A 23711-nucleotide genomic window follows, 5' to 3' on the forward strand; every position below is an offset into this window, starting at 1 on the left:
AATCAAATCTTTTAGTCCTCATAGCTCAGCTGGATAGAGCGTAGAATTCCTAATTCTAAGGCCACAGGTTCAAATCCTGTTGGGGACACCACTTAATATTGATTTTAAAATATATATTTAAGCTTCTAAAGTATTTTTTATAATTATTTTATATTTTATCTTTACTTATAAAAACATATAATAAGACTTAAAATATTTAAAAAATTACTAAGAAACAATCATAAATAAATAGCGAGTGATAAAGCATAAAACCTAAAAGGCACAAAGAAAGCGTTTCTACTATATTTATGTGAGATATAACCAATCTAATAATTTAACTAAATGTATAAGTGATTTTGCATTCTCTTTATTAATTACTATTAAAAAATACTCTTAATATTTTAAAATATTAATTCTAATATATTTAATCGTATTTAAGCACTAATTTTAAGCTTAATATATTGATTTGTATACTAAAATTGCAAATGCCAATGCAGTATAATTTATGTATTTGAATTCTAAAATGTTTAAATATATTATTTCCAATTAACTAAACTAGCAATTATCAAAAATCTTAAATATTCACGGATAAGACTATGATTATTAAATGTAACCAATATAGAGAAAATAATATTGTAATTATTAGCATATAAATTATAGCTTTATACCATAAGTTTAAATAAATATAAGAGCAGTTGCAATACTTGAAATAAAAAAAGCTTTTATTACAAATAAAAAACATATATTATAAATTAAATACTACAAACCTTATCTTTATTTTATAAATACTATCACTATACTTTTCTAATTTATAACATATACTTAAAATAATTATCTATATATTATTTATAAATAATTTAAAATAATACTTTTAAAATTTTATAAAATAATATATAAAAAATATATATTTGTTTAAATTAATAGTATGAAAAACTATATTAATTTATTTAAATAAAATTAATAATTTAGGTAATTAATTAATAAATATTATTAAAAGATAATATATTTTATTTAATTATTAATATTAGTTAGTATAATTCAGTTTTAATTTATTTTTAAGGAGATTTTATGACTTTTACAAAACCTAGCGATAGGCGTTTGGCTTTATCTTTTTGGATTGGAATTCTAGCTGGAATATTCGGTGCTATTGTTAAATGGGGCTGGGAAGTGCCATTTCCACCAAGAAATCCTAATTTTGTTTGGCCTCTTGATGCATTAGAAAGAACCACTCCACCTAAAATATTTTTAGAACAAATTGGTATGCCTACTGATTTTACTTATATGTTTTCAGGTATGGATATGCCTTTATCAATTTTCATTGTTCATGTTGGATTTTCAATCGTATTTGGTGTTATGTATTGTATGATTGCAGAAATTTGGCCTCGTATTAAAATGTGGCAAGGTGCTGTATTTGGATTCTTCGTATATTTATTCGCGCATGTAATTGTAATGCCTTTAATAGCACAAGTTCCTCCTTTATCACAAATTCCATTTGATGAACATTTATCAGAAATATTTGGACATATTGTATGGCTATGGGGAATGGAAATAGTAAGAAGAGATATAAGAAATAGAATTACAAAATCACCTGATATTGAATAAGCTTTACACACCTTTTTTAGGTGTGTAAATTAATTTTTATTTGCACTAGCTTTTATGGCTTTTATAAAAGCACTTCTAACAGCTTCATCTTCTAAAACATTAACACCTTTTATACTAACTCCAGCAGGAGAACATACGCCTTCTTTAATTAATGCTGGATGATTATTAGCAATTAAGCTCTCAAAACTAGCAAATAATGATTTTACCAATTCATAAGCTTTATCGTTTTTAAGCCCTATACTAACTCCACCATTAGCTAAAGCTTCAGCAACTAACGCTAAAAACGCAGGGGCACAACCATTAATAGCCATAGCTAAATTAAGCTCATTGTCATTCTCACATTCTATTGCCACCCCAAAACCTTTAATAATATTTAAAGCTAAATCAAAATATTTATGAGTTTTATCTCCTACATAAGTAGTGCAAGATTTATTGTATTCAGCAGCAATATTTGGCATAATTTTTAAATAATATTCAGATGCAATTACTTTTAAACTATCAATACTAATTCCTGCTAAAGGACTAATGATAATTTTTGCAGTTTTACCTAAAAATTTTTTACTAACTTCATCTAAATTATATGGCTTAAAGCATAAAATACAAATCTTATTAGCAATATCAAATTCTTCATAAGAAATACAATTTTTAACACCTACATTTAATTTATTTCTTACTACAAAAACCACATTAAAATTTGAATTTTCTAATCCTTTAGCAATAGCTTTCGCCATTTTGCCATTGCCAAGGATATAAATATTTTCATTCATTGCTTTAGTTCATTCATATTTTGTTGTAAGAAATTTTTAATCTTTTCTGTTGGATGATAGAATGGATATTGAGTTGGGTCTAAAATAATTTGTGCCATAGTGTTATTATCGTGGTTTAAAATCACTGGAGCTAACATATTTATAGTAGATTCTTCAACGCTTTTATTTAAAATCAAAATATTATAAATTTCAATATTTGAACTAGCTGTAACTTCAAGTAAAGCTTTGTAAGAAAGTGGCATATCAAATTCGTATTCTTTACAAATAGCATAAGGATTTAGCATAGTAAATGTAAAACCTCTACCATCAACACTCTTTAATCTCGCGAAACAATCATACATTTTTTCTAACTCTACTTTTGTAGTATCTTCAAAACCTAATATAGGAAACTTAACTTCAAATATCATTATTTCTCCTTTAAAAAAATATCCTAAGTATATAATAAATATTTAACATTAGAACTTATAATCGCCTTTTTAAAGGAAAATAAATGAAAAAACTTAATATTTTTTTACTAATTTTAACGATATTTTTTAGCGCTTGTGCTAGCAATAAAAAAGATATGTTTGATGATTATAATTTAAGCGATAGTGCTTGGTTAGAAAAAATCATTGAAAGTATAAAAAAGAATGATTTAGAAAAAGCAGATAGTGATTATATATCTTTGTATAGCGAGCATATAAATAGCCCACTTTTAGCAAGTGCTATGTTAATTTTATCACAAGCACACGCAAATGAGCACGAATATTTGTTAGCAAATTATTACATAGATGAATATATAAAGCTATATGGTAATAGCCAAAATTACGAATGGCTAAATTATCTTAAAATTAGAAATAATTTTTATGCTTTTTCATTGCCTAATAGAAATCAATATTTGCTTTTAGACTCAATTAAAGATGCTGATATTTTCTTATCTACTTATAAAAATTCAAAATATACGCCTTTAGTAAATAGTATTAAGACTAAATTAAATCTTACTCAAATTATGCTAGATACTGATATTAGGAATTTATATAGAAGAATGGGACACGATATAAGCGAAGAAATCTATGATAAAAAGATTAAAGATAGTGATTTAAACGATATTAAATATATAAAACCAAGACTTCCTTGGTATAGAAGATTATTTGAAAGCAGCTATGCACTTTGATTTAGGAATTTAATTCCTAAATTTTATTTAATGAAAATTCCTTAACACAAAATCATCATCAAGTCTATTAAAATCAATCGTTTTAATGCTTTGCTTTAGATTAGCAATATTTGGCACTTCTAGGAATTTTTGCAAATAATATTTATTTTTATAACCTTTTTTTCTTAAATACTCATTCATCTTAAGCACTTCATCAACGCTAAGTAAGTCAAAATGCCAAGTAGTTCTTATTTCAAATTCTGCTTTAAAATCTAGCAAAATATCTAAAGTCTTATCAAACTCATCAAAATAATCAAGCCCCGTAAGAGCTTTTAGTTTCTCTTTAGGGGCTTTAAAGTCAATAGCAAAATAATTTGCTAAATCATTTTCTAAAATATTTTTAATTACATTAGGATTTGAGCCATTACTATCAATTTTGATTAAATAGCCTAAGCTTTTTGCTAATTTTATATAATCTAATAAATTAGAAGAATTAGTGCATTCTCCACCACTAAAAACAACCCCATCAACTAAACCTACCCTACTTTCTAAAAAGCTTTTTAATTGATTCTTACTTACATTAGAAAAACCATTGATAATATGCTCGTTATAGCAATATTTACACCTTAAATTACAACCTGCAATCCACACTATGCAAGAGATATAATTAGGATAATCAATCACGCTAAAAGGGGTAATATCATAAATCATTTGATAACAAACATTTTCCTTTCTTTATGTTCTCCTTTTTTGCCTAGATTAAAGCTTTCTACGGGTCTGTGATAACCCATTACTCTAGTATAAACCATACATTTTGTTCTTTTTTCGTTATTTTTCATTCTTTCTCCTTTAATAATTCATCACATTTAGGGCAATACTCATGCTCTCCTGCAATATATCCATGTATTGGACATACGCTAAAAACAGGCGTTATCGTAAAATATGGCAAACGATAATTATTCGCTATTTTTTTAACCAATCTTTTACAAATTTCTTTGTTTTCTAATCTTTCTTTCATATAAAGATGAAGAACGGTTCCACCCGTATAAGCACACTGCAAATCATCTTGCATATTGAGTGCAAAAAATGGATCATCAGTGTAATTTACAGGTAGTTGTGTGCTATTTGTATAATAAATCTCATCGCCATTTCCTGCTTGGATAATATCTTTAAATCTTTTTTTATCTTCTTTAGCAAAACGATAAGTCGTCCCTTCTGCTGGAGTGGCTTCAAGATTATATAAATTACCTGTTTCTTCTTGAAATTGCTTAATTTTTTCTCTAATATAATTTACTAATTTAATGCAAAAATCTTTTCCTATTTCTGAACTTATATCATAAGCATCATTGCTAAAATTCCTAAGCATTTCATTAGCCCCATTTATCCCTATAGTTGAAAAATGATTATTAAAACTTGGCAAATACCTTTTAGTATAAGGATAAAGCCCCCTATCATACATTTTTTGAATGAAAGCCCTTTTTAATTCAAGACTATCACGGGCTAAAACTAATAACTCATCTAAGCGTTTATAAATACCCTTTTCATCTGCTTTATACAAATACCCCAAACGAGCTAGATTGATAGTAACTACACCAATACTTCCTGTCATTTCAGCACTTCCAAAAAGCCCACCACCACGCTTTAATAATTCTCTTAAATCAAGCTGAAGCCTACAACACATAGAGCGAACCGCATTTGGTTTATAAGCATTTTCATCTTCTACTTTATTGCCAAACTCATCTAATTTATATTGTGAGCCTAAGAAATTTTGAAAATATGATGAGCCCATTTTTGCTGTATTTTCAAAAATCGCATCAGCTACTTCGCTATTCCAATCAAATTCTTCAGTAAGATTTATAGTAGGTATTGGAAAGGTAAAAGGCTGATGGTTTTTATCGCCTTCGCTTAAAACTTCATAAAATATCCTAACAATTCTTTGCATTTCTTCTTCAAAATCACCATAAGTTAGCTCTTCTAGTGAGTTTTTTCCACGCATTTTTGCCTTTTGCTCTAATTCATCATCTTTTATGCCCTTAAAAAAATGAATATCATTAGTGGTTGGAAATTGATTTTTTAAATCTTGAGGACAAACTATGTCTAAAGTAATATTAGTAAATGGACTTTGTCCCCAACGAGCAGGGACATTTAGGTTATAAACAAAACTTATTAAAGCCTTTTTAATCTCTAAATCACTCAATTTATCTTTAAAAACATAAGGAGCAAGATAAGTATCAAAGCTTGAAAACGCTTGAGCTCCAGCCCATTCGCTTTGTAAAATACCCAAAAAATTAGCCATTTGCCCTAAAGCTTCTTTAAAATGCCTAGGAGCTTTGCTTTCAACCCTACTTCTTACTCCATTAAATCCTTCATTTAATAATACTCTTAAACTCCAACCCGCACAATATCCACTAAGACAATCTAAATCGTGTATATGAAAATCAGCATTCCTATGTGCTAAGCCCATTTCATCACTATAGACATTATCTAGCCAATAATTTGCAATAACTTTTCCTGCAGTATTATTTATAAGTCCTGCGTGAGAATAGCCTGTGTTTGAATTAGCATTAATTCTCCAATCGCTTTTGTTTATATATTCGCTTATTGTATTTGAGCAGTTAATATAAGTGCCATATTCTAGGTCTTTTTCACGACGAAGTTTTCTAGTGTGTCTATAAAGCATAAAGCTTTTCAATACTTCAAATTCTTTTTCATTAAATAGTGTTTTTTCAATTTTATCTTGTATTTCTTCAACGCTTACTAAGTCTTTATTCTCACACTCTTTAATAACTAAAGATATTAAAGAATTTGAAGCTTCTTTATTGCAACTTGCATAAGCTTTTTTGATAGCATTTTCTATCTTATAAGGTTTAAAAACTTCTTTTAATCCATTTCTTTTAAGTATCATTTTGATTGTCCTTTTTATAATGAATATTTTCATTTTATTTTTAAAAGTTAAAGAAAAGTTGCTACTAAGTTAAGCCAAAATCAAACTGAAACTTTAAAGTAATTAATAATAATTTTAAAATATTTAAAACATTTATCGTATCGGACTTTGTTTGATTTTGATAAAAAGAATTTAAAATAAGAATTTTTTAAAAATTTTAATTATTTGACTATTTTAATAATAATTATTATAAATAGTCAAATATGTTACATATTGTAATGATTTTAATTAATTTTTTACTTTATCTGGGTAATTTTGACACATTGCAATAATACCACCTGATAAATTAAGAGCGATTTTTTCTTTTTGATTTAAAAACTCACATAAAAACGCACTTCTTGCTCCGCTTCTACACATAATTACTAATGTTTTAGAATTATTTTTAATAAGCTCATCAAAGTCTTTTTTGATAGTTTCTTCATCAGCTGTATTAAAATCTATAGGATAAAGTAAAGTATCTTCTAAACTAAATTCATCTATTTCTTCTTGAGTTCTAATATCTACTATTAAATGTTTGTCAAAATCTATATCTTTTGCATTGATATTTATATTCATATTTTATCCTTTGTGTAAATTCGTAACATTTTTTATCTAATTTATTATTAAAAATTATCAAAAAAATATTTTTTTGGTTATTATGAGTGAATATTATCTAAAAAAGGAAAAAAAATGAGCAGGTATTTTAAAAGCCTTATTTTTTGGGTTATTGTAGGATTAATCCTAGGAATTGTTGTTGGAGCCATGCCTCCTATTAAAATAGAAGCACTTGGAATAGAAAATCTAGCTATTTGGTCTAAAGTGTTTATTGATATGTTTATTAAAGCATTAAAGCTTTTAATTGGACCTATCATTTTTGTAATGATTATTCTAGGAATAGTTGGACTAGGAGATATTAAAAAAATCGGCGGAATTGGTGTTAAGGCTGTAATTTACTTTGAAGTAGTAAGCACACTTGCTCTAATAGTAGGTATATTTATGGCAAGAATTATGCAACCAGGAGTTGGTATGAATCTTGATATCAATGCTTTAGATGCGTCAAGTGTTGATAAATATGTAAAAGCTTCTCAAGGTAGTGAAAGTAGTTTTTGGGGAGTTTTAAAAGGAGCAATTCCACAAGATTTAGTAAGCCCATTTACAGATGGAAAAACATTGCAAGTTTTATTTATAGCATTATTTACAGCATTTATTGTAATAACTTTAAAAGAGCAAGATAGAGAATATATCAAAAAAGCTTTAGAAGTGTTCCAATCATTTGTATTTAAAATTCTTACTTTAATTATGTATTTTAGCCCACTTGCTACATTTGGTGCTATGGCTTATCTAATATCAAAATTTGGCTTAAGCTCACTTGTAAATATGGGATATTTATTATTTGTTATGCTTGCTGCTTGTTGTGTATTTATATTTGGAGTTTTAGGAATAATTTGTTATGTAGCTAAAGTAAATATATTTAAATTCATTAGATTTATAGCTAAAGAATTATTAATCGTATTTACAACAAGCTCAAGTGAAAGTGCATTATTACCACTTATGAAAAAATTAGAAAAAGCAGGAATTGATAAAAGCTGTGTTGGTTTAGTTTTACCTACTGGATATAGCTTTAACTTAGATTGCACAAATATTTATCTAGCTATGGCTGTAATATTTTTAGCACAAGCATTTAATATAGATATTAGCTTATGGCAAGAAATTACAATTTTACTTATATTAATGGTTACTAGTAAAGGTGCTGTTGGAGTAACAGGAAGCGGCTTTATCGTTTTAGCAGGAACTCTTAGCTCATTAGGAGATAATTTAATACCTGTTGCAACAATCACCGTTTTATTAGGAGTTGATAAGTTTATGAGTGAGATGAGAGCGTGTGGAAACTTATGCGGTAACTCTGTTGCTTGCTTAATAGTTGCTATATGGAATAAACAAATAGATATGGAAAAATTCCGCTACGCACTAGACCACCCTAATGATTTTAAAATACAAGATTAGGAATACTTTTTGCTTTTGATATCCTGCAATATAAAAGGATATCAAATGCAAGTGTTAGAACAAGCTTTTTCTTTATTTGCTGTGCTAGTTTGCATAGCAACAATTTTTATTAAAAAAAATAATGAAAACCAAGAAAAATAAGGTTTTACCTGAATTAAGGAATTTAAAAAGGATTTAAATTCCTTAAAAATTAGAATAAATTATATATCTTCTTAGCCATTTCATTCTCAAGTATAGGTAATACTTCTTCAAGCTTAATATTTCTTTGTTTTGCTTTTGCATTAATTAATGTTGAGTTTTCAATGAAATCACTTTCGTAATTTTGAGTTTTTGAATTGTTTTGTAATTTTAAAGATGAATTTGAATTTTTTATATCATAATTATTGTTTTGATTGATTACCTTATTTGCACTTCTTTGCTTAATATTAACATCAGCTTTTAATTCTATTGTATATTCTTCGCCGGTAATATTATTTATAATAGAACTTGCAAAACTTTTATTATTAGCAAAAGCAGCAAATGCTAGATTGATTGATTTTAAAGCATCTTGCTTTAATTATTCTTCGCTTTTTTTAGAGCATTCAACAATATTAGTGCTTACAATAAAAGTAGCATTAGTAGGTTCATTTAGTATTGTATAGCCTTTATTTTTTAATCCTTCAATTAGTTTTGATTCAATATTTACATTACAATCACTAGTATTTTTTGCAAATACAAATATACTTTTTTTTGCTTTTAGCAACTGGTTCAATAAAAATACTATTATTTAATTTAGTATCAAGCTCTAAAGAATTACTAGCACAAGCACCAAACATAAAACCAATACCAACAATACTTAAAATTGTCTTATTCATAAAAGTTCTTCTAAAATAAATTAAACTTTTATTATATGGGGGGGGGGGATTCTTAATATAAGCTTAAAATTTCTTTTAATAAATAGTTTTTTAAAGATATGATTAAATTAGATTTATGAAATGAAGTTAATAAAATAATTTAGGAATTTAAATAATAAAAAGCTCCAAAATTGGAGCTTTTAAAAGTGGTATTACATCATACCAGGCATTCCGCCCATACCACCCATACCGCCACCCATTGGCATTTCAGGTTTATCTTCTTTAATATCGCTTATTGTAGCTTCTGTTGTAAGTAGCATTGAAGCAACGCTTACAGCATTTTGTAATGCTACACGCTCAACTTTAACAGGGTCAATTATTCCTGCTTCATACATATCTACATATTCGCCACTTGCAGCATCAAATCCTTTGTTTTCATCTTTGCAAGTTTCAATTGTATTTACGATAACTCCTGCATCAAATCCTGCATTTTCTGCAATTTGGCGAATTGGAGCTTTGATTGCACGGCGAACGATATTTGCACCGATTAACTCATCGCCTTCAAGATTTAGATTAATTCTATTTGTAGCGTGAATTAGTGCAGCACCACCACCGATTACTATACCTTCTTCAACAGCAGCTTTAGTTGCACTTAAAGCGTCATCAACTCTGTCTTTTTTCTCTTTCATTTCAGTTTCAGTTGCAGCACCTACCTTAATAACAGCAACACCACCACTTAATTTTGCTAAACGCTCTTGTAATTTTTCTCTATCATAATCACTTGTAGTTTCAGCAATTTGAGCTTTGATTTGATTAATTCTTGCATTAATTGCGTCTTTGCTACCTGCACCATTTACTATTGTAGTATTATCTTTATCAATTACGATTGAGCTAGCACTTCCTAAATCAGCTGCGTTTGCACTTTCAAGTGTTCTTCCCATTTCTTCACAAATTACCGTTCCACCTGTTAAGATTGCAATATCTTCAAGCATTGCTTTTCTTCTATCACCAAAACCAGGAGCTTTAACTGCAGCTATATTTAAAATTCCTCTTAATTTATTTACAACTAAAGTTGCTAATGCTTCGCCTTCAATGTCTTCAGCAACGATTAAAAGTGGGCGACCATTTTTTTGTGCAGTTTCAAGCACAGGTAAAATGTCTTTTAGATTTGTGATTTTTTTATCATAAAGTAAAATTAATGGATTGCTTAATTCACAATTCATTTTATCAGCATTTGTGATAAAATATGGGCTTAGATAGCCTCTATCAAATTGCATACCTTCAACAACGCTTAATTCATCATTGATTGATTTTGCTTCTTCAACTGTGATAACGCCATCTTTGCCTACTTTTTCCATAGCATCTGCAATTAATTGTCCGATTTTTTCATCACTATTTGCTGAAATTGTAGCAACTTGTGCGATTTGCTTTCTATTTCCTGCAACTGGTTTTGCTAAAGCTTTTAGTTCAGCTATAATTGCTTCGCAAGCTTTATCCATACCACGCTTAACTTCAATTGGATTTGCACCAGCTGTTATATTTCTTAAACCTTCTTTAAAAATTGCGTGAGCTAAAACGGTTGCAGTTGTAGTTCCATCTCCTGCTTGATCAGCAGTTTTACTTGCAACTTCACGAACTAAACTAGCACCCATATTTTCTAAAGTGTCTTTTAATTCAACTTCTTTTGCAACGCTAACACCATCTTTTGTAATAGTTGGAGCACCAAAACTTTTTTGAATTAATACGTTTCTGCCACGAGGCCCCATAGTAACTTTTACAGCGTCACTTAATTTTTTAACGCCTTCATATAATTTATTTCTAGCTTCGTCTGAATAAAAAATTTCTTTTGCCATCTAAATCTCCTTATAAAATTCCTAAAATATCTTCAAAACTTAAAATTAAATATGTTTCATTATCAATTTTTAATTCGCTACCTGCGTATTTACCAAATACTACTTTATCGCCGATTTTAATATCGCTAATTTCTTTAGCAACTGCTACAACTTCGCCTTGTTGTGGTTTTTCTTTAGCATTGTCAGGTATAATAATTCCTGAAGCTGTTGTTTTTGTTTCATTTGCGCATTTGATTAATACACGCTTATTTAGTGGAGTAAAATTCATTTTTTCTTCCTTTCTTGTGGTTTATCACTCTAATTCTTTGAGTGCTAAATTATAATTAAAATAAGTTAATCAAATCACTAAATGATAAAAAATAACTAAAGAAACTTTAGTGAAAATAGCTCAAGTTTATTTATGAAGAAAACGAAAGGTTGTATTATGAAAAAAGTTATTTATTCGCTCCTTGCTTTGATTTTAATAATTGTTATAGGGGCTTATTGTGTATTATTTACAAGTTTTGGAAATAATTTCGTAAAAAATATAGCAGAGAAAAAAATCAATGAAAATTCAAATATAGCAGTTAAAATTGAAGAATTTGAATTGAGATTTTCAACTATTAATTTAAAAGTTTTAGTTAATGGAATGCTTGAAGCAGCAGTTAATGGGGATTTTTCACTATTATCTCGCAATCTTAATATAAATTATGAATTAAATGGAAAAAACCTAGAAACCCTAAAAATCACCGACCCTTTAAACATTAAAGGTAATATAAATGGTAGTTTTAATAATTTTAACATAGATGGAAAAGGTGTTATTTTTACTAGCCCACTTACACTTGATGCAAATATAAAAGATTATTTTCCAACTAAACTAAATCTTAATGCTAATAATTTAGATATAGAAAAATTAAGCAAAATCGCAAATGTTGATTATGCAAGTGGATTTATCAACCTAAATGCAAATGTTGATGAATTTGATAAAGACAAACTTGATGCAAAAGCTTTAATTAATATTTATTCAGAACTTAAGCTAAAACCAAGTATTACAAAAGAATTTGGAATTGACATTTCAAGATTTGGTAAGGTTATAATTGATTCTAAAAATACTTATAAAGCTAATGAAATTACTCCAAATATCAATGTAAAATCAAATATTTTAAATATTACAAGTGATTTTAAACCTATAAATCTTAATAAATTAGAAGTTCAAGGGCAATTAGTTACAAGCCTTACTGAATTAGCTTTCATAAATCCTAATTTAAATTCTGATTTGAAAATCACTTCGCAAATTGATTTTAAAAACAAATTAGCAAATATAAATTCTATAGTTAGTGGTAAAAATATAAATGCAAAAGATTTAAAAATCACTCACGATTTATCTAATAGCAAAACTGCAATTAATACCGATTTAAGAGCTAACGCAGGACTTTTAAAACTTAGTGGCGATGAGATAATAAATCTTAAAGCTAGTGCTAATTTAGATAAAAATGGTTTAGAAAATGCGAATGTAAATGGTTTATTATTAGGTGCAAAATCAGATATAAAAATGGGTAGAAATGATTTAGTAGCTAACATTGAAGGTCTAAAATCTCTAGCTTTATTAGGCTTGTTAAATCAAGATAAAATGTTAGATGCAAATATTAATATAAACGCAAAATTAAGTGATTTAAAAAACCTAATAGGCTCGGCAAATCTTAATATAAACGGAAAAACAATCCCAAGTTATTTCAAAAAAGAATATGATTTAGAACTTAATTCAAAAGTATTAGCAAACGCTGATGTTAAGCTAAATGGTGCTGATAATATCAGTTTTGACGCTAAATTAAATACTGATTTAGTAGATAGTTTTAATGCAAATGGTAATTACAAAAAAGGCGTAGCAAACGCAAATTATGATGCGAGTGCAAATCTAGCTAATTTTAATGCTTTACTTAATAAAAATATGAGCGGAAATGTAAAAGTTGATGGGAATTTAACTTTTGATAAGATATTAAATCTTACTTTAAACTCAAAAGAATTCTTTGGCGGTTCATTAGCTGCTAAGCTAAATGGGGATAAATTTAACGCTAATTTAACTAGCGTAGCTTTAGATAATCTTGCAAAATCTTTTGATTTAATTGATATTTATAAGGCAAATATCAATGGGAATTTAGATTATGATTTAAAAAATGCTAATGGAAAATTAGTTGCAAATCTTGGAAAAGGACATTTAAAATATCACAAAACTATAAAATTAATTAATACGATTTTAAATACTGATATTACCCAAGTTATTTTTGATAAAGGCGATGTATTAGTAAATATTAATAAAAATCTAATTGATTATAATGCAAAAATTAGTGCAACAAGTGCAAAAATTGAAGTAAATAATGGAACATATAATACTCTTACAAAAAGTATCAATGCACCTGCTCTTGTAGCATTTAATAATAATGAAATTAAAGGAACATTTTCAGGTGTAAATGATGATGTTAAATTCATTCCTGATGCAAAAAATACTATAGAAAATGCTGTAAAAGTATTAGATAAAATAACAGGCAAAAATAATGGTGAAAAAATAAATGAAACATTAAAACCTGCTGAAAATCTTATTAAAGGATTATTTGGAGGTAAAAAATGATTGCAAGATATTCAAACCCTGAAATGTCAAGTATTTGGAGTGAAGAAGCTAAATTTAATGCTTGGCTAGAAGTTGAGCTTGCAACTTGCAAGGCGTTTAATAAAATAGGTGTAATTCCTAATGAAGATTTAGAAAAACTATATAAAAATGCTAAGTTTGATATAGCAAAAATAAAAGAAATAGAAGAGCAAACCAAACACGATGTAATAGCATTTACAAGAGCATTATCACTTAATTTAGGCGATGAGAGAAAATGGGTTCATTATGGACTAACAAGCACTGATGTAGTAGATACTGCACAAGCAATTCAGCTAAAAAAAGCAAATGAAATAATAAAAGCTAATTTAGAAAATCTTTTAGATATTTTAAAAGAAAAAGCAAATCTTTATAAATATACTCCACAAATAGGAAGAACCCACGGAGTTCATGCAGAGCTTACTACCACTGGGCTAAAGTTTGCTTATTTTTACGAAGAAATCAAAAGAAATTATGAGCGTTTTATAAACGCTAGCGAAGAGATTAGAGTGGGTAAAATTAGTGGTGCAGTAGGCACTTATGCAAATGTTCCACTAGAAGTAGAACTTGATATTTGTAAAGAGCTTGGATTAAATGTAGCAAATATCAGCACTCAAGTTTTACCTAGAGATTTGCACGCAAATTACATAAGCGTGTGTGCGTTGATTGCAAGTGCACTTGAGCGATTTGCTACAGAGATAAGACACCTTGCAAAAACTGAATGCGTAGAAATGCTTGAATATTTTAGTGAAAATCAAAAAGGCAGCTCTGCAATGCCACATAAGAAAAATCCAATAGGAAGTGAGAATATTTGTGGTCTTAGCCGTGTGATTAGGGGGTATTTAATAACTGCTTATGAAAACATAAATCTATGGCACGAGCGTGATATTAGCCACTCAAGTGCAGAGCGAATTATGCTTCCTGATGTAACGATTTTGCTTGATTATATGCTAAAAAGATTTAGTTCTATTGTAAAAAATCTAATGATTTATCCTGAAAATATGAAAAGTAATTTAGATAAATCTTATGGATTAATCTTCTCTCAACAAGTGCTTTTAGCCCTTATTCAAAAGGGTTTAAGTCGTGAGATGGCATATGATTTAGTGCAAGGACTAACTAAAAAGGCTTGGAGCGAAAAGCTTCAATTTAAAGAATTATTAAAAAATAGCAAAGAAATTTGCGAAATCTTAAGTACCGAAGAGATTGAAAATGCTTTTTTAGTTGATTATCATCTTAAAAATATTGATAAGATTTATGAGCGTTTGGGATTGTAAAAAATAATAGGAATTTCAAATTCCTATTATTTATCTCATTTTAAAACTAATTTTTTAGCTTTATTTGTTTCTTTAATAACTTTTGATAATTCTTTATATCTATTCTTCTAAATATAATTTGTGAATTATTATTTTTCATTCCTATCTCTTACTTGCTTCATTTAATAAAAAGCTTAACTATGCTTACACTTAAAATATATTCATTACTTTTATCATCATAAAAAATACAAAAATTTAAAAAATATATATTTTGCTTAATCATTTAAATGATATTATATAAAAAATATATTTGTATTAAGGATATGATATGAAAGTAGAAGAAATAAAAACATTTTGTAAAGAAAACAATCTAACCTACAAAGAATTAGCAGAAAAAATTGGAATGAGTGAAGGGAGTTTAAGAATTGCAATTGCTACAAATAGAATAAGCACAAGAACCATAGCTGCTATGAATTTGCTAAAAAAAGTTTATAAACTAGAAAATGAATTAAAAGATTTCAGAAAATTAAAAGAAATCCTATCAAACTAACAATATTAAAAAACTTTTACAAATAATCTTAGATTTAAATTCCACTAAAAGATTAAACCAGCATTTAGCTGGTTTAAATTAGATTTTAAATTTACCTAATTCTTCATCAAGTTTAATAGTCATCTTAGATAAATGCTCACTTGCTCCTGCTACTTCTTCTACGCTTCTAGCATTTGAATTAGCGATTTTGTTAATTTGCTCAATTTGAGTTATAACACTACGAATAGTCTTAGCTATATCTTTATATTCATTTACGCTATTTTTATTAGCACTAATGCTTGTTTGAACGATTAAAGAGTTTTCATTAACCACTTCTTCTAATTGAACACTAGATTTTGAAATATTTGAAATATCTTGAGCGTTCTTTTCCATTTCTCCACACGCATCATTTACTGATTGAACTACCACACCTATTGTTGTATTTATTTCTGCAAGGCTTTTTTGCGTTCTTTCAGCTAATTTTCTAACCTCATCAGCAACCACAGCAAATCCACGACCATGCTCACCCGCACGAGCTGCTTCAATAGCTGCATTTAATGCTAATAAATTAGTTTGGTCTGCTATATCGTTTATAACATTTAAGATATTTTTAACTTCTTCTGTGTGTTGGCTAGTTTGATTTAATTTATTTGATAATTCAGTAGTTTGTAAAGATTGATTTTCTAATACTGAAACAAGTTTTAATATTTGATTTTTAATAATATCTAAATTATCACTAGCTGTTTCAAGTTGTTTTGAACTCTCTTCAGCGTGTTCAACGGTAACATCTATATCTTTTAATATAGCTTCTCCTGCTTTAGTAGCACAACCTATTATTGTAGTTTCTTCTTCTACTTGCTTACCTACTGCTAGTGAAGTTGAGCTTAATTCTTGAGCTACACTTGCATTTTCTGTTGAAGTTGATTTTGAATTAGCTATTAAAGTTTGGATTTTTTGTATAAAAGTATTTACATGCTTTCCTATTTGAGCTATTTCATCATTTCCATTAATCGCAACTCTTTTTGTTAAATCACCTTCCCCTACTGCTAAATCTTTCATCATTAAGCCTAGTCTATCAAATGGTCTAAACAAATAAACTAAAACCAATATAACAATACCAATAGTAACCACAATAGCTAAAACACTTGCGATTATTAGCGTTTTAAACTGATTGCTAACATCTTTAAATGCTAGTTCTTTATTTATCGCAGCAGCAACTTTCCAGCCAGTTTCAGGAATAGTGCTAAAATCCATAATTTGCTTTACTCCATTTAATTCAAATTCTAATTTGCCACTATTTTTTGAATACATTTCATCAAGCATTGGTTTTAAATTAGGAAATACTTCTACTAATTTTTTACCTATTAATTGTTGATCAGGATAACCAATAATCATTCCATAATTATCTAAAACATATAAAGCTCCACCTTCAATTCCAGCATTTTTAGAAAAATCAGAAACTTTATCTAAGGTAACATCAGCACCTAAAGCACCTTTAAAATTAGAATTTGTATCATAAGTTGGAGAAACTACTGACATAACTAATTTTTTAGTTTGAGCGTCTTCATAAACATCGGTTACAAAAGTTTTATTTAATTGTTTTGCTTGTTTATACCAACCTCTTTGCGTTGCATCAAAAGGTGCTTTCCAGCCTGTGCCATCATACATAGAGCCATCTTCAAACGCTAAAAATACCATAGGAGAATTTAAAACCCTAGTTTCATTTTCTAAGTAAGGCACAAAAGCTTCTTTAGAATTTGAATCAAACTTAGATAAAGTTTTAGCAGTCTCTTTAATGCTTTGCTCTGTTATGCTAATGAAATTTTGAATGTAATTTAAATTCTTATCTACAATATCATCTAAATAGCGTTCAATATTAGCAGATATAGTTTTGCTACTAGTGCTATAACTAATGTAGGTTAGAGCCGAGTATCCAACGACTAATAACACAATTAATGTTAAATAAATTTTATTTTTAAAACTCATTTTTTTCCTTTTTTTATTAAAAATTCGGCGAGATACTAACACAAAAAATATAATAAAAATATAATTAATTGATAAATATAATTAAAATATTTATAGGTATTTGAGTAGTTTTTACACAAAAACTAGATAATTTTTCTCCTAATTACTATTTGTAACACTTCTTTAAGTCTTAATAGCTAAGATTTTTAAATCTTTTCAAAAAGGAATTAAATTGCAAGAATTATTAAAAAATTTATGGAATGATGAATTAGGAAATCTTGATTTTAACTATGAAGAAAATATTTTTAATCCCGAACTTGCCGCATTAATTTTATGTGCTAATGAATTAAATTATAAAGAATTATTAAATCTAAAAACATACAAACAATACCTAAATACTGATAGTTTTTTTGAGCTTAAAATGAAGCAAATTGCTGTTTTAAATTCTATTCACAATAATCTTTTAAATCCACTTGAAATAATCTTTTATCTTGAAAAATTAAAATTATTAAAAATAAAAGAAAATATCTTCACTTATCTTCAAAATACAAAAATAAATTCATCAAAAGAATTTAATAATAATTTTAAAAAAAGCCAAGATAAACTTGAAAATATTTATAAAAATTTACAACAAATTCTAAGCAATGAGCTTAAAGATAAGCTTGATGAGTTTTATACTCAATTAATTAGCAAAGATTATAAAATAGCTTTTAGTGGGATATTTAACGCAGGAAAAAGTAGCCTAATAAATGCTTTATTAAATCAAGATTTTTTAGGTGTATCAAATGCACCTGAAACGGCAAATCTTAGTGTAATTAGCTATGATGAAAATGAAAAAATAAAAGTAAATTTTTATAATGAAGCAGAATTTAATGCCTTAAAAACTCAAGCTAGTTTGAATGAAGAATTAAATAAAATCTTTAATATTGATTTTGTTGAGCATAAAAGCGTTGAAGTAAAAATAAACGAATTATACGATTATACAAGTGCAAATTCTAGCATAAGTATTTTTGTAAAAGATATTGAAATCCATCTAAACAACGAGTATTTAAAAAATAAAATAAATATAATAGATACTCCTGGTCTTGATGATGTAGTAATTAGTAGAGAACAAAAAAGCTTAGAGTTTTTAAAAACTGCTAATTGTGTTTTATACCTTATGACTTGCACTCAAGCACTTAGCATTAAAGATTTAGAATTTTTAACTAGTTTTGCTAAAAATAATCCTAATTCAAAGCTAGTTTTAGTGCTTACAAAAAGTGATTTAATAAGTATCGATGAGCAAATTAAATTAAAAGAATATGTCAAAAATCGCTTTAACAATGAGCTTAAAAACCTAGATATTACACCTAATTATGAGCTATTTTGCGTAAGTGCTAGTGAATTTAAAAAAGACAATTCAAAAGGCGAAATAAATGCTTTAAAAGCTTATTTAAACGATGTTTGCTTTAATTCTACTAGCTCACAAGAATTTATAAATAGCATTAGCGAAAAATTTAAAAATCTAATTGATTTAGAAATTACGCTTTTAACCAATATAAACAATTCTTTAAAGCTAGATAAAAACGAATATATGAAAAATATAGAAAATCTACAAAACGAAAATGCCAAAAAGCTAGCCTTAAAACAAGAACTTGAAATATCGCTAAATGAATACTTAAATAAAGACTACAAAATCCAAGCACACGAATTAAGCTTTTTAGCAAAAAATCAAGCTGCTAGGATTTTTGATGAATTAAATTATGACAAAAATTACTCAAACGAAAAGGTAAGAAATGTAATTTTTCAAGGTTTTAAAGATTTATTAAATGGGCTTAACTCAAGTATGAGTAATAAATTCTTAAATGATTTTAATGAAATTAAAGCAAAGCTAAATATTACTAAAGATTATGAAATTATTTTTGATAAAAATAAATTACAAGAAATATTTGAAGAATTTGAAAAAATCATAAATAAACTTGATTTGCTAAGTGATAAAAGTGAAAATGCAATCAATAATAAATTAAATGCGATTTATTTAAATATCAATCTTAATTTTTTTAATTTTAGCGAGCAAAAACAATTAGCTAATGAGTTTTTGAAAAATGAATTTTTTAGTATTTATCATATTGAAAAAATCAATATAAATGAATTTAACGATGAAAATCTATTGAGCTTAAATACACAAAAAATAGAAAAATTATTAGAAATAAAAGAGAATTTAAAATGATAAAAAGTGTCTTAAAAGAATATAATGAAAAATACAATATAAGTTATGAAAAAGGCTTTTTAGGAGATTTAAAAACCTTAAAAAACACTCTAAAAAATCCTAATTTAATGCTTAGCAATAAACTAATTAATAATATTGATAATTTATGTAAGCATTATAATCTACCATTACAAGTTGGTGTGATAGGACAATTTAGTTCAGGTAAAAGCTCACTTTTAAATCTGCTTTTTAAAAAAGATATTTTAGCTACAGGGGCAAGACCTGTTAGCGTTGTTGCTACTTATATTAATTATGGTTTAAATGATTTAGTTTTAGCAGAATTTGAAAACGGCTTAAGCGAACTTACAAACAATATTGTAAATGACCAAAACGAAGAACTAAATGGGCTTAAAAGTATTAATATTTTTACAAATAACGAGCTTTTAAAAGATATTACACTAATTGATACTCCAGGACTAAATGCAAATACTACCGATGAAGAATTTTCTAAAAATTTATTTAATTCTTTTGATGCTTTAATTTGGCTAAGTTTAGCTGAAAGTGCTGGTAAAGCTAGTGAAGAAAAGGCTATTAAAGAATTAAAACCAAATATAAAAAAGATTTGTCTAATTAATCAAAAAGATAAATTAAACGAAGCCGAGCAATTAAGATTAAAGAATTATTTAAATGAAGTTTTTGCTAAGTATTTTGAAAAAATTGAGCTAATTTCTTGCAAACAAGCAAGTGAAAATAATCCTGATTCAAATATTTTGGCCTTTTATGATTTTTTAAAAAACCTAAATAAAACAAGCATTAAAGAAGATAATATAAAAGCGTCTTTAAAAACATTAAATAATGAGCTTTTAGGAATTATTAGTGAAATTAAACTAAGCCTTGAAGAATTAGAGTGTAAAATTAAAAATTATTTAGAAATACTTGTAAAAAATGAATTTGATTATAGTGGCTTTAATGATGAGATTTTAAATGCTTTAAAGAGTATAGCAAGGACGATTGCTAACGAATTTATGACTAATTTTAAGGTAAAAAATGCTTATTTTTATACCCAAAATGATGGAGTATTTCATAAAAATTGCTTTAATAAAAACGAATATTCATACAAAACTTTAAATCCTGATGATACATTTTTAAGTATTTTTTACAACAAAGATACGATTAATAAGCAATTTTTAAAAATTAGAAAAGAAATAAACGAGCAATTTTTAAACCTTTTAGATAATTTTCACAAGCCTTTAAAAGAATTTAAAAATGCTTTAAATATTGCTAAAACAAAAGAATTAGATAAAAACTACAATGACCTTGTAAATGCTGATTTTTACGCAATAGCAGATGATTTTTATAAAGCATTAGATGAGCTTATTATAAATGATTATGAAAAGGCTTTAAATAATTATGAGCTTAAATTAAATAAGCTTTTTGAAAAAATAAATATAAAAGCATTAAATAATTACGAAAACGCAGCTAAATTAAGCCTATCATTTTTTTATGAAAAGATTAATGCAAGTCGTGAATTTTATGAGCTAGATAGCAAACAATTTAAGCTTTATTTGCCTAGTGAAAATGAAATTTATCAAAGATTGCTTACTGATTGTAGTTTTTTTGAATTTGAAGAACTATTGATAAATAAAAAAGAAATCATAAAATTAAAAAATGAATATCTAAACGAGTTAAATACAATACTGCTAAAACATACAAAAAGCCTAAATAATAGACAAATTAAGCTAGATAATATTAAAGATATTATTTCAAATTCTTTTTTAACTTTTGACATATAAAAGACCTTTTAAGTATAAATATTTAATATTTATACTTAAATTTTCAATGTATTATTTTATATATTTATGACTATAAAAGATAAAAAATACTAATATTTAGGCTAAATGCTTAATTATTAAAATTATTTTAATTAAAAAAACTAATTAAATAACCTAAAAAATTTACCTTTATTTTTCTTTTTAATGTAATATAAATGTAATAAATATAGTAGGTGGTAAAATGAAAGATTACATTAGAGCTATTGAAATATTAAAAGAACTTGAAACACTACTTGAAAATGATAGTGTATTTTTGCAGAGTGAAGAAGATAGAATTAATGATGAAAAATTTATCAAAAAAGTAGCCAAAGATTTCCCAAATACTCCTTACGAACAAATAAAACAAGAAATAATCACACTATTAACCACACAATGCAACGAACAATATATTATATATCACAATAAAAGATATTTGCTATTAACACCTAGTCTAAAAGTGATTACATATATTTTTAGTTGTATTAATCAAGACAAACTAACTAATGTCAAAAAAATAGATTTTGAAAATGATGAAACTACTAATTTTTTAAATATCTGCATAGATATTGCTAGAAAATGTAGTGAAGAAATAAAATATAGAAATGATAAATTAAGAAGTTTATTAGGAGAATTAGGTCAAATCTAACTCCCCTAAAAATTATTATTTTCCTTGAACTGCTTTATCGTAAGTATCTTTAACTAATTTATGCGCTTCAGAAGTATTTACATATTGTAAAATACCAGAATCTACGTTATGATTAGCTCCATTTATCTTAAAATTGCCTTTTAAACTAGCTCCAACTTTATCAGCCTTCACTTCAAAATTATAATCATTATTGCTATCGCCTACTGTTAGTGCATAACCTGAATTTACATCTCTAATACTATTTATATTAAATTTTTGAGAATGTTTAACATCTTGAACCCTACCATCAACTCTTTTAACATAGGTAGCATCTCCGATATTTTTATCAAAAGTTACTCTAAAAATATTTCCATACCCACCATCATATACTACATAACTATCTACTTCTTGCTTAGCGGGATTTAATTTAATTGAGCTTCCACTACCTGCATAAAAATATTCCTTATCTTCATCAGCACCTAAATATTTACTTTTATAAGTATCTTTATATTTATCAAATTCATTAGAAAAGTATTGAAATCTATTTTGCGGGTCTAATTGAGTATCCATCAAACTAGAAATTACACTTCCAAAATTAATTTCTGCTTTATTTTTATCTGCTTTTAAAGCAAAATCTTGATTTTTAATGCCATTAGAAGCATTTGCTTGTATATTATAAGTAGATGAGCCGTTAATAGGTGATATGGTTTTGTTATATACATCATAAGTTTGCTTATCATAAGAACTTCCTGAACTCTTTGCGTTTTCGTAATATATTTGATTTGCATATTTAAAATCAGCATAAAGTTTTTTAGCTTCATATGCATCTGCATAATAATAAGCAATAGATGAATTTTTAAGATTTAACTGCATTGCAGCTTTATTTGAACCATAATAAAATACCTTATTTAAATCTGATACATTGAAATAATCCTTATTTTTTTCAAATAATGTATTTGTAAAATTACCCCACTCTTTATCTATAGCATTATAATTAGAATTTGTGCTTGTGTCTTTTAACATAGAAAAACTATCATCTAAAATATTTGCTTCTAATTTTTCTTTATTAGCAGTATAACTTACTTTTCCATCATTAGCACTAAATTTTAAATCGCTATATCCATCTAAACCACTAATTGTAGTATCTGTTAAACTATATGAAAAATCTTCAACACTATTAGCATCATTTGTAGTTTTTAATATGTTTAGCTGATTATTTGTAACGCTAATTTTTTTAAAATCTGTAATATTATTACCGCTTTTAGTATTACTAAGGATATTTAAACTACCTTTTTTCACATTAAGCTCTGCAGCGTCTTGTCTAACATCGCCACTTCTTAGGCTAGTATTTGATGAATAATAATAGTTTTTATTGTCTGCATTTGAAAAATATTTATTATAAACAGGCTCACTAGGAACTATTGGCATATCTGGTTTATTTGTGTCATTATCATTATTTTCTTCATCTTCTTTATTATTATCAGAATTTTCATCATCTTCTTTTTCTAATAAAGCCACTACTTTATTATTAATTTCTTCTTTAATTTCAATTTGCTCACTAGTTTGTAAAGTATTTTTAGAATTTGAATTAGTGTTTTCAGCTTTAATATCACTACTTAAAGTAATA

20 protein-coding genes, 1 tRNA gene and 2 pseudogenes are annotated in these 23711 nt (G+C 26.8%); 10 read left to right on the top strand and 13 right to left on the bottom strand.

What is annotated here, in order from left to right; translation table 11 throughout:
- The first annotated feature begins 14 nt into the window (after window positions 1–14).
- Both AVBRAN12640_RS04900 and AVBRAN12640_RS04905 read left to right on the top strand, forming a co-directional pair.
- Window positions 15–91, top strand: a tRNA-Arg gene (locus AVBRAN12640_RS04900).
- A gap of 956 nt (window positions 92–1047) precedes the next feature.
- The gene (locus AVBRAN12640_RS04905) at window positions 1048–1581 is read left to right on the top strand and encodes a YagU family protein (RefSeq protein WP_214117490.1); all 534 of its coding nucleotides are present in this window, start codon (window positions 1048–1050) and stop codon (window positions 1579–1581) included.
- Window positions 1582–1610: 29 nt separating this feature from the next.
- On the opposite strand, the gene AVBRAN12640_RS04910 is transcribed toward AVBRAN12640_RS04905, so the two are convergent.
- Together AVBRAN12640_RS04910 and fliW are read right to left on the bottom strand one after the other, a co-directional pair.
- Window positions 1611–2348 (bottom strand): pyrroline-5-carboxylate reductase, encoded by a 738-nt coding sequence (locus tag AVBRAN12640_RS04910; protein ID WP_336608518.1) that lies wholly within the window; start codon window positions 2346–2348, stop codon window positions 1611–1613.
- Window positions 2345–2755: a flagellar assembly protein FliW gene (gene fliW / locus AVBRAN12640_RS04915; RefSeq protein WP_214117492.1), complete on the bottom strand. Its 411-nt coding sequence runs from the start codon at window positions 2753–2755 to the stop codon at window positions 2345–2347. The genes AVBRAN12640_RS04910 and fliW overlap by 4 nt, the downstream gene beginning before the upstream one ends.
- 83 nt (window positions 2756–2838) lie before the next feature.
- Between fliW and bamD the strand changes: the two genes are divergently transcribed.
- Window positions 2839–3501, top strand: a complete 663-nt coding sequence (gene bamD, locus AVBRAN12640_RS04920) for an outer membrane protein assembly factor BamD (protein WP_336608519.1) — start codon at window positions 2839–2841, stop codon at window positions 3499–3501.
- A gap of 27 nt (window positions 3502–3528) precedes the next feature.
- Here the strand turns inward: bamD and AVBRAN12640_RS04925 are convergent, their stop codons facing one another.
- From AVBRAN12640_RS04925 to AVBRAN12640_RS04940, 4 genes are all read right to left on the bottom strand, one after another.
- Complete coding sequence (locus AVBRAN12640_RS04925) at window positions 3529–4191, bottom strand: anaerobic ribonucleoside-triphosphate reductase activating protein (RefSeq protein WP_336608520.1); 663 nt, start codon at window positions 4189–4191, stop codon at window positions 3529–3531.
- Entirely contained in the window at window positions 4188–4319 is a 132-nt protein-coding gene (gene nrdD, locus AVBRAN12640_RS04930; protein WP_214117495.1) for an anaerobic ribonucleoside-triphosphate reductase, read from the bottom strand. Before nrdD ends, AVBRAN12640_RS04925 begins: the two co-directional genes overlap by 4 nt.
- Window positions 4316–6385 carry a ribonucleoside triphosphate reductase gene (locus tag AVBRAN12640_RS04935; protein ID WP_442862248.1) on the bottom strand — a complete coding sequence of 690 codons (2070 nt, stop codon included), beginning with the start codon at window positions 6383–6385 and terminating at the stop codon, window positions 4316–4318. Before AVBRAN12640_RS04935 ends, nrdD begins: the two co-directional genes overlap by 4 nt.
- A gap of 267 nt (window positions 6386–6652) precedes the next feature.
- Window positions 6653–6979 carry a rhodanese-like domain-containing protein gene (locus tag AVBRAN12640_RS04940; RefSeq protein ID WP_336608521.1) on the bottom strand — a complete coding sequence of 109 codons (327 nt, stop codon included), beginning with the start codon at window positions 6977–6979 and terminating at the stop codon, window positions 6653–6655.
- Window positions 6980–7093: 114 nt separating this feature from the next.
- On the opposite strand from AVBRAN12640_RS04940, the gene AVBRAN12640_RS04945 reads away from it, so the two are divergent.
- The gene (locus AVBRAN12640_RS04945) at window positions 7094–8407 is read left to right on the top strand and encodes a cation:dicarboxylate symporter family transporter (RefSeq protein WP_214117497.1); all 1314 of its coding nucleotides are present in this window, start codon (window positions 7094–7096) and stop codon (window positions 8405–8407) included.
- A 190-nt stretch (window positions 8408–8597) separates the two neighbouring features.
- On the opposite strand, the pseudogene traT reads toward AVBRAN12640_RS04945, so the two are convergent.
- The 4 genes and pseudogenes from traT to groES form a co-directional block, all read right to left on the bottom strand.
- Window positions 8598–9158, bottom strand: a pseudogene (gene traT / locus AVBRAN12640_RS10015) (complement resistance protein TraT).
- Complete coding sequence (locus AVBRAN12640_RS04955; protein ID WP_336608523.1) at window positions 9103–9261, bottom strand: hypothetical protein; 159 nt, start codon at window positions 9259–9261, stop codon at window positions 9103–9105. Before AVBRAN12640_RS04955 ends, traT begins: the two are co-directional and overlap by 56 nt.
- Before the next feature lie 191 nt (window positions 9262–9452).
- Complete coding sequence (gene groL / locus AVBRAN12640_RS04960) at window positions 9453–11093, bottom strand: chaperonin GroEL (RefSeq protein ID WP_214119736.1); 1641 nt, start codon at window positions 11091–11093, stop codon at window positions 9453–9455.
- A gap of 10 nt (window positions 11094–11103) precedes the next feature.
- Window positions 11104–11361 carry a co-chaperone GroES gene (gene groES, locus AVBRAN12640_RS04965; protein ID WP_214117500.1) on the bottom strand — a complete coding sequence of 86 codons (258 nt, stop codon included), beginning with the start codon at window positions 11359–11361 and terminating at the stop codon, window positions 11104–11106.
- 156 nt (window positions 11362–11517) lie between these two features.
- On the opposite strand from groES, the gene AVBRAN12640_RS04970 reads away from it, so the two are divergent.
- The 3 genes from AVBRAN12640_RS04970 (at window position 11518) to AVBRAN12640_RS04980 (ending at window position 15516) form a co-directional block, all read left to right on the top strand.
- A complete protein-coding gene (locus AVBRAN12640_RS04970) occupies window positions 11518–13698 on the top strand; it encodes a hypothetical protein (protein WP_336608524.1) in 2181 nt (726 codons plus the stop codon).
- The gene (gene purB / locus AVBRAN12640_RS04975; protein ID WP_214117502.1) at window positions 13695–14987 is read left to right on the top strand and encodes an adenylosuccinate lyase; all 1293 of its coding nucleotides are present in this window, start codon (window positions 13695–13697) and stop codon (window positions 14985–14987) included. The genes AVBRAN12640_RS04970 and purB overlap by 4 nt, the downstream gene beginning before the upstream one ends.
- A gap of 307 nt (window positions 14988–15294) precedes the next feature.
- Complete coding sequence (locus AVBRAN12640_RS04980) at window positions 15295–15516, top strand: helix-turn-helix domain-containing protein (protein WP_214117503.1); 222 nt, start codon at window positions 15295–15297, stop codon at window positions 15514–15516.
- Between the two features lie 78 nt (window positions 15517–15594).
- Here the strand turns inward: AVBRAN12640_RS04980 and AVBRAN12640_RS10020 are convergent, their stop codons facing one another.
- Together AVBRAN12640_RS10020 and AVBRAN12640_RS10025 are read right to left on the bottom strand one after the other, a co-directional pair.
- Entirely contained in the window at window positions 15595–16479 is an 885-nt protein-coding gene (locus AVBRAN12640_RS10020) for a methyl-accepting chemotaxis protein (protein WP_442862249.1), read from the bottom strand.
- Window positions 16453–17481 (bottom strand): annotated as a pseudogene (locus AVBRAN12640_RS10025) (cache domain-containing protein); the annotation flags it as partial. The gene AVBRAN12640_RS10020 and the pseudogene AVBRAN12640_RS10025, both read right to left, overlap by 27 nt.
- Window positions 17482–17692: 211 nt before the next feature.
- Here AVBRAN12640_RS10025 and AVBRAN12640_RS04990 point away from each other — a divergent pair.
- The 3 genes from AVBRAN12640_RS04990 to AVBRAN12640_RS05000 all read left to right on the top strand — a co-directional run bounded on the left by AVBRAN12640_RS04990 (window position 17693) and on the right by AVBRAN12640_RS05000 (window position 22105).
- Complete coding sequence (locus tag AVBRAN12640_RS04990) at window positions 17693–19669, top strand: dynamin family protein (RefSeq protein WP_336608526.1); 1977 nt, start codon at window positions 17693–17695, stop codon at window positions 19667–19669.
- The gene (locus AVBRAN12640_RS04995; protein ID WP_336608527.1) at window positions 19666–21441 is read left to right on the top strand and encodes a dynamin family protein; all 1776 of its coding nucleotides are present in this window, start codon (window positions 19666–19668) and stop codon (window positions 21439–21441) included. Before AVBRAN12640_RS04990 ends, AVBRAN12640_RS04995 begins: the two co-directional genes overlap by 4 nt.
- A gap of 220 nt (window positions 21442–21661) precedes the next feature.
- The gene (locus AVBRAN12640_RS05000; protein ID WP_336608528.1) at window positions 21662–22105 is read left to right on the top strand and encodes a hypothetical protein; all 444 of its coding nucleotides are present in this window, start codon (window positions 21662–21664) and stop codon (window positions 22103–22105) included.
- Window positions 22106–22120: 15 nt separating this feature from the next.
- On the opposite strand, the gene AVBRAN12640_RS05005 is transcribed toward AVBRAN12640_RS05000, so the two are convergent.
- Window positions 22121–23711 (bottom strand): hypothetical protein (locus tag AVBRAN12640_RS05005; protein ID WP_336608529.1); only part of this gene is annotated, 1591 nt, incomplete at its 5' end.

Source organism: Campylobacter sp. RM12640, from assembly GCF_020137595.1.
In the GTDB taxonomy this organism is placed as follows: domain Bacteria; phylum Campylobacterota; class Campylobacteria; order Campylobacterales; family Campylobacteraceae; genus Campylobacter_E.

Excerpts from the sequence above, each read along its gene's own strand:
- AVBRAN12640_RS04905 (WP_214117490.1), top strand. The coding sequence starts at position 1,048 with ATGACTTTTACAAAACCTAGCGATAGGCGTTTGGCTTTATCTTTTTGG.
- AVBRAN12640_RS04910 (WP_336608518.1), bottom strand. The coding sequence starts at position 2,348 with ATGAATGAAAATATTTATATCCTTGGCAATGGCAAAATGGCGAAAGCT.
- fliW (WP_214117492.1), bottom strand. The coding sequence starts at position 2,755 with ATGATATTTGAAGTTAAGTTTCCTATATTAGGTTTTGAAGATACTACA.
- bamD (WP_336608519.1), top strand. The coding sequence starts at position 2,839 with ATGAAAAAACTTAATATTTTTTTACTAATTTTAACGATATTTTTTAGC.
- AVBRAN12640_RS04925 (WP_336608520.1), bottom strand. The coding sequence starts at position 4,191 with ATGATTTATGATATTACCCCTTTTAGCGTGATTGATTATCCTAATTAT.
- nrdD (WP_214117495.1), bottom strand. The coding sequence starts at position 4,319 with ATGAAAAATAACGAAAAAAGAACAAAATGTATGGTTTATACTAGAGTA.
- AVBRAN12640_RS04935 (WP_442862248.1), bottom strand. The coding sequence starts at position 6,385 with ATGATACTTAAAAGAAATGGATTAAAAGAAGTTTTTAAACCTTATAAG.
- AVBRAN12640_RS04940 (WP_336608521.1), bottom strand. The coding sequence starts at position 6,979 with ATGAATATAAATATCAATGCAAAAGATATAGATTTTGACAAACATTTA.
- AVBRAN12640_RS04945 (WP_214117497.1), top strand. The coding sequence starts at position 7,094 with ATGAGCAGGTATTTTAAAAGCCTTATTTTTTGGGTTATTGTAGGATTA.
- AVBRAN12640_RS04955 (WP_336608523.1), bottom strand. The coding sequence starts at position 9,261 with ATGAATAAGACAATTTTAAGTATTGTTGGTATTGGTTTTATGTTTGGT.
- groL (WP_214119736.1), bottom strand. The coding sequence starts at position 11,093 with ATGGCAAAAGAAATTTTTTATTCAGACGAAGCTAGAAATAAATTATAT.
- groES (WP_214117500.1), bottom strand. The coding sequence starts at position 11,361 with ATGAATTTTACTCCACTAAATAAGCGTGTATTAATCAAATGCGCAAAT.
- AVBRAN12640_RS04970 (WP_336608524.1), top strand. The coding sequence starts at position 11,518 with ATGAAAAAAGTTATTTATTCGCTCCTTGCTTTGATTTTAATAATTGTT.
- purB (WP_214117502.1), top strand. The coding sequence starts at position 13,695 with ATGATTGCAAGATATTCAAACCCTGAAATGTCAAGTATTTGGAGTGAA.
- AVBRAN12640_RS04980 (WP_214117503.1), top strand. The coding sequence starts at position 15,295 with ATGAAAGTAGAAGAAATAAAAACATTTTGTAAAGAAAACAATCTAACC.
- AVBRAN12640_RS04995 (WP_336608527.1), top strand. The coding sequence starts at position 19,666 with ATGATAAAAAGTGTCTTAAAAGAATATAATGAAAAATACAATATAAGT.
- AVBRAN12640_RS05000 (WP_336608528.1), top strand. The coding sequence starts at position 21,662 with ATGAAAGATTACATTAGAGCTATTGAAATATTAAAAGAACTTGAAACA.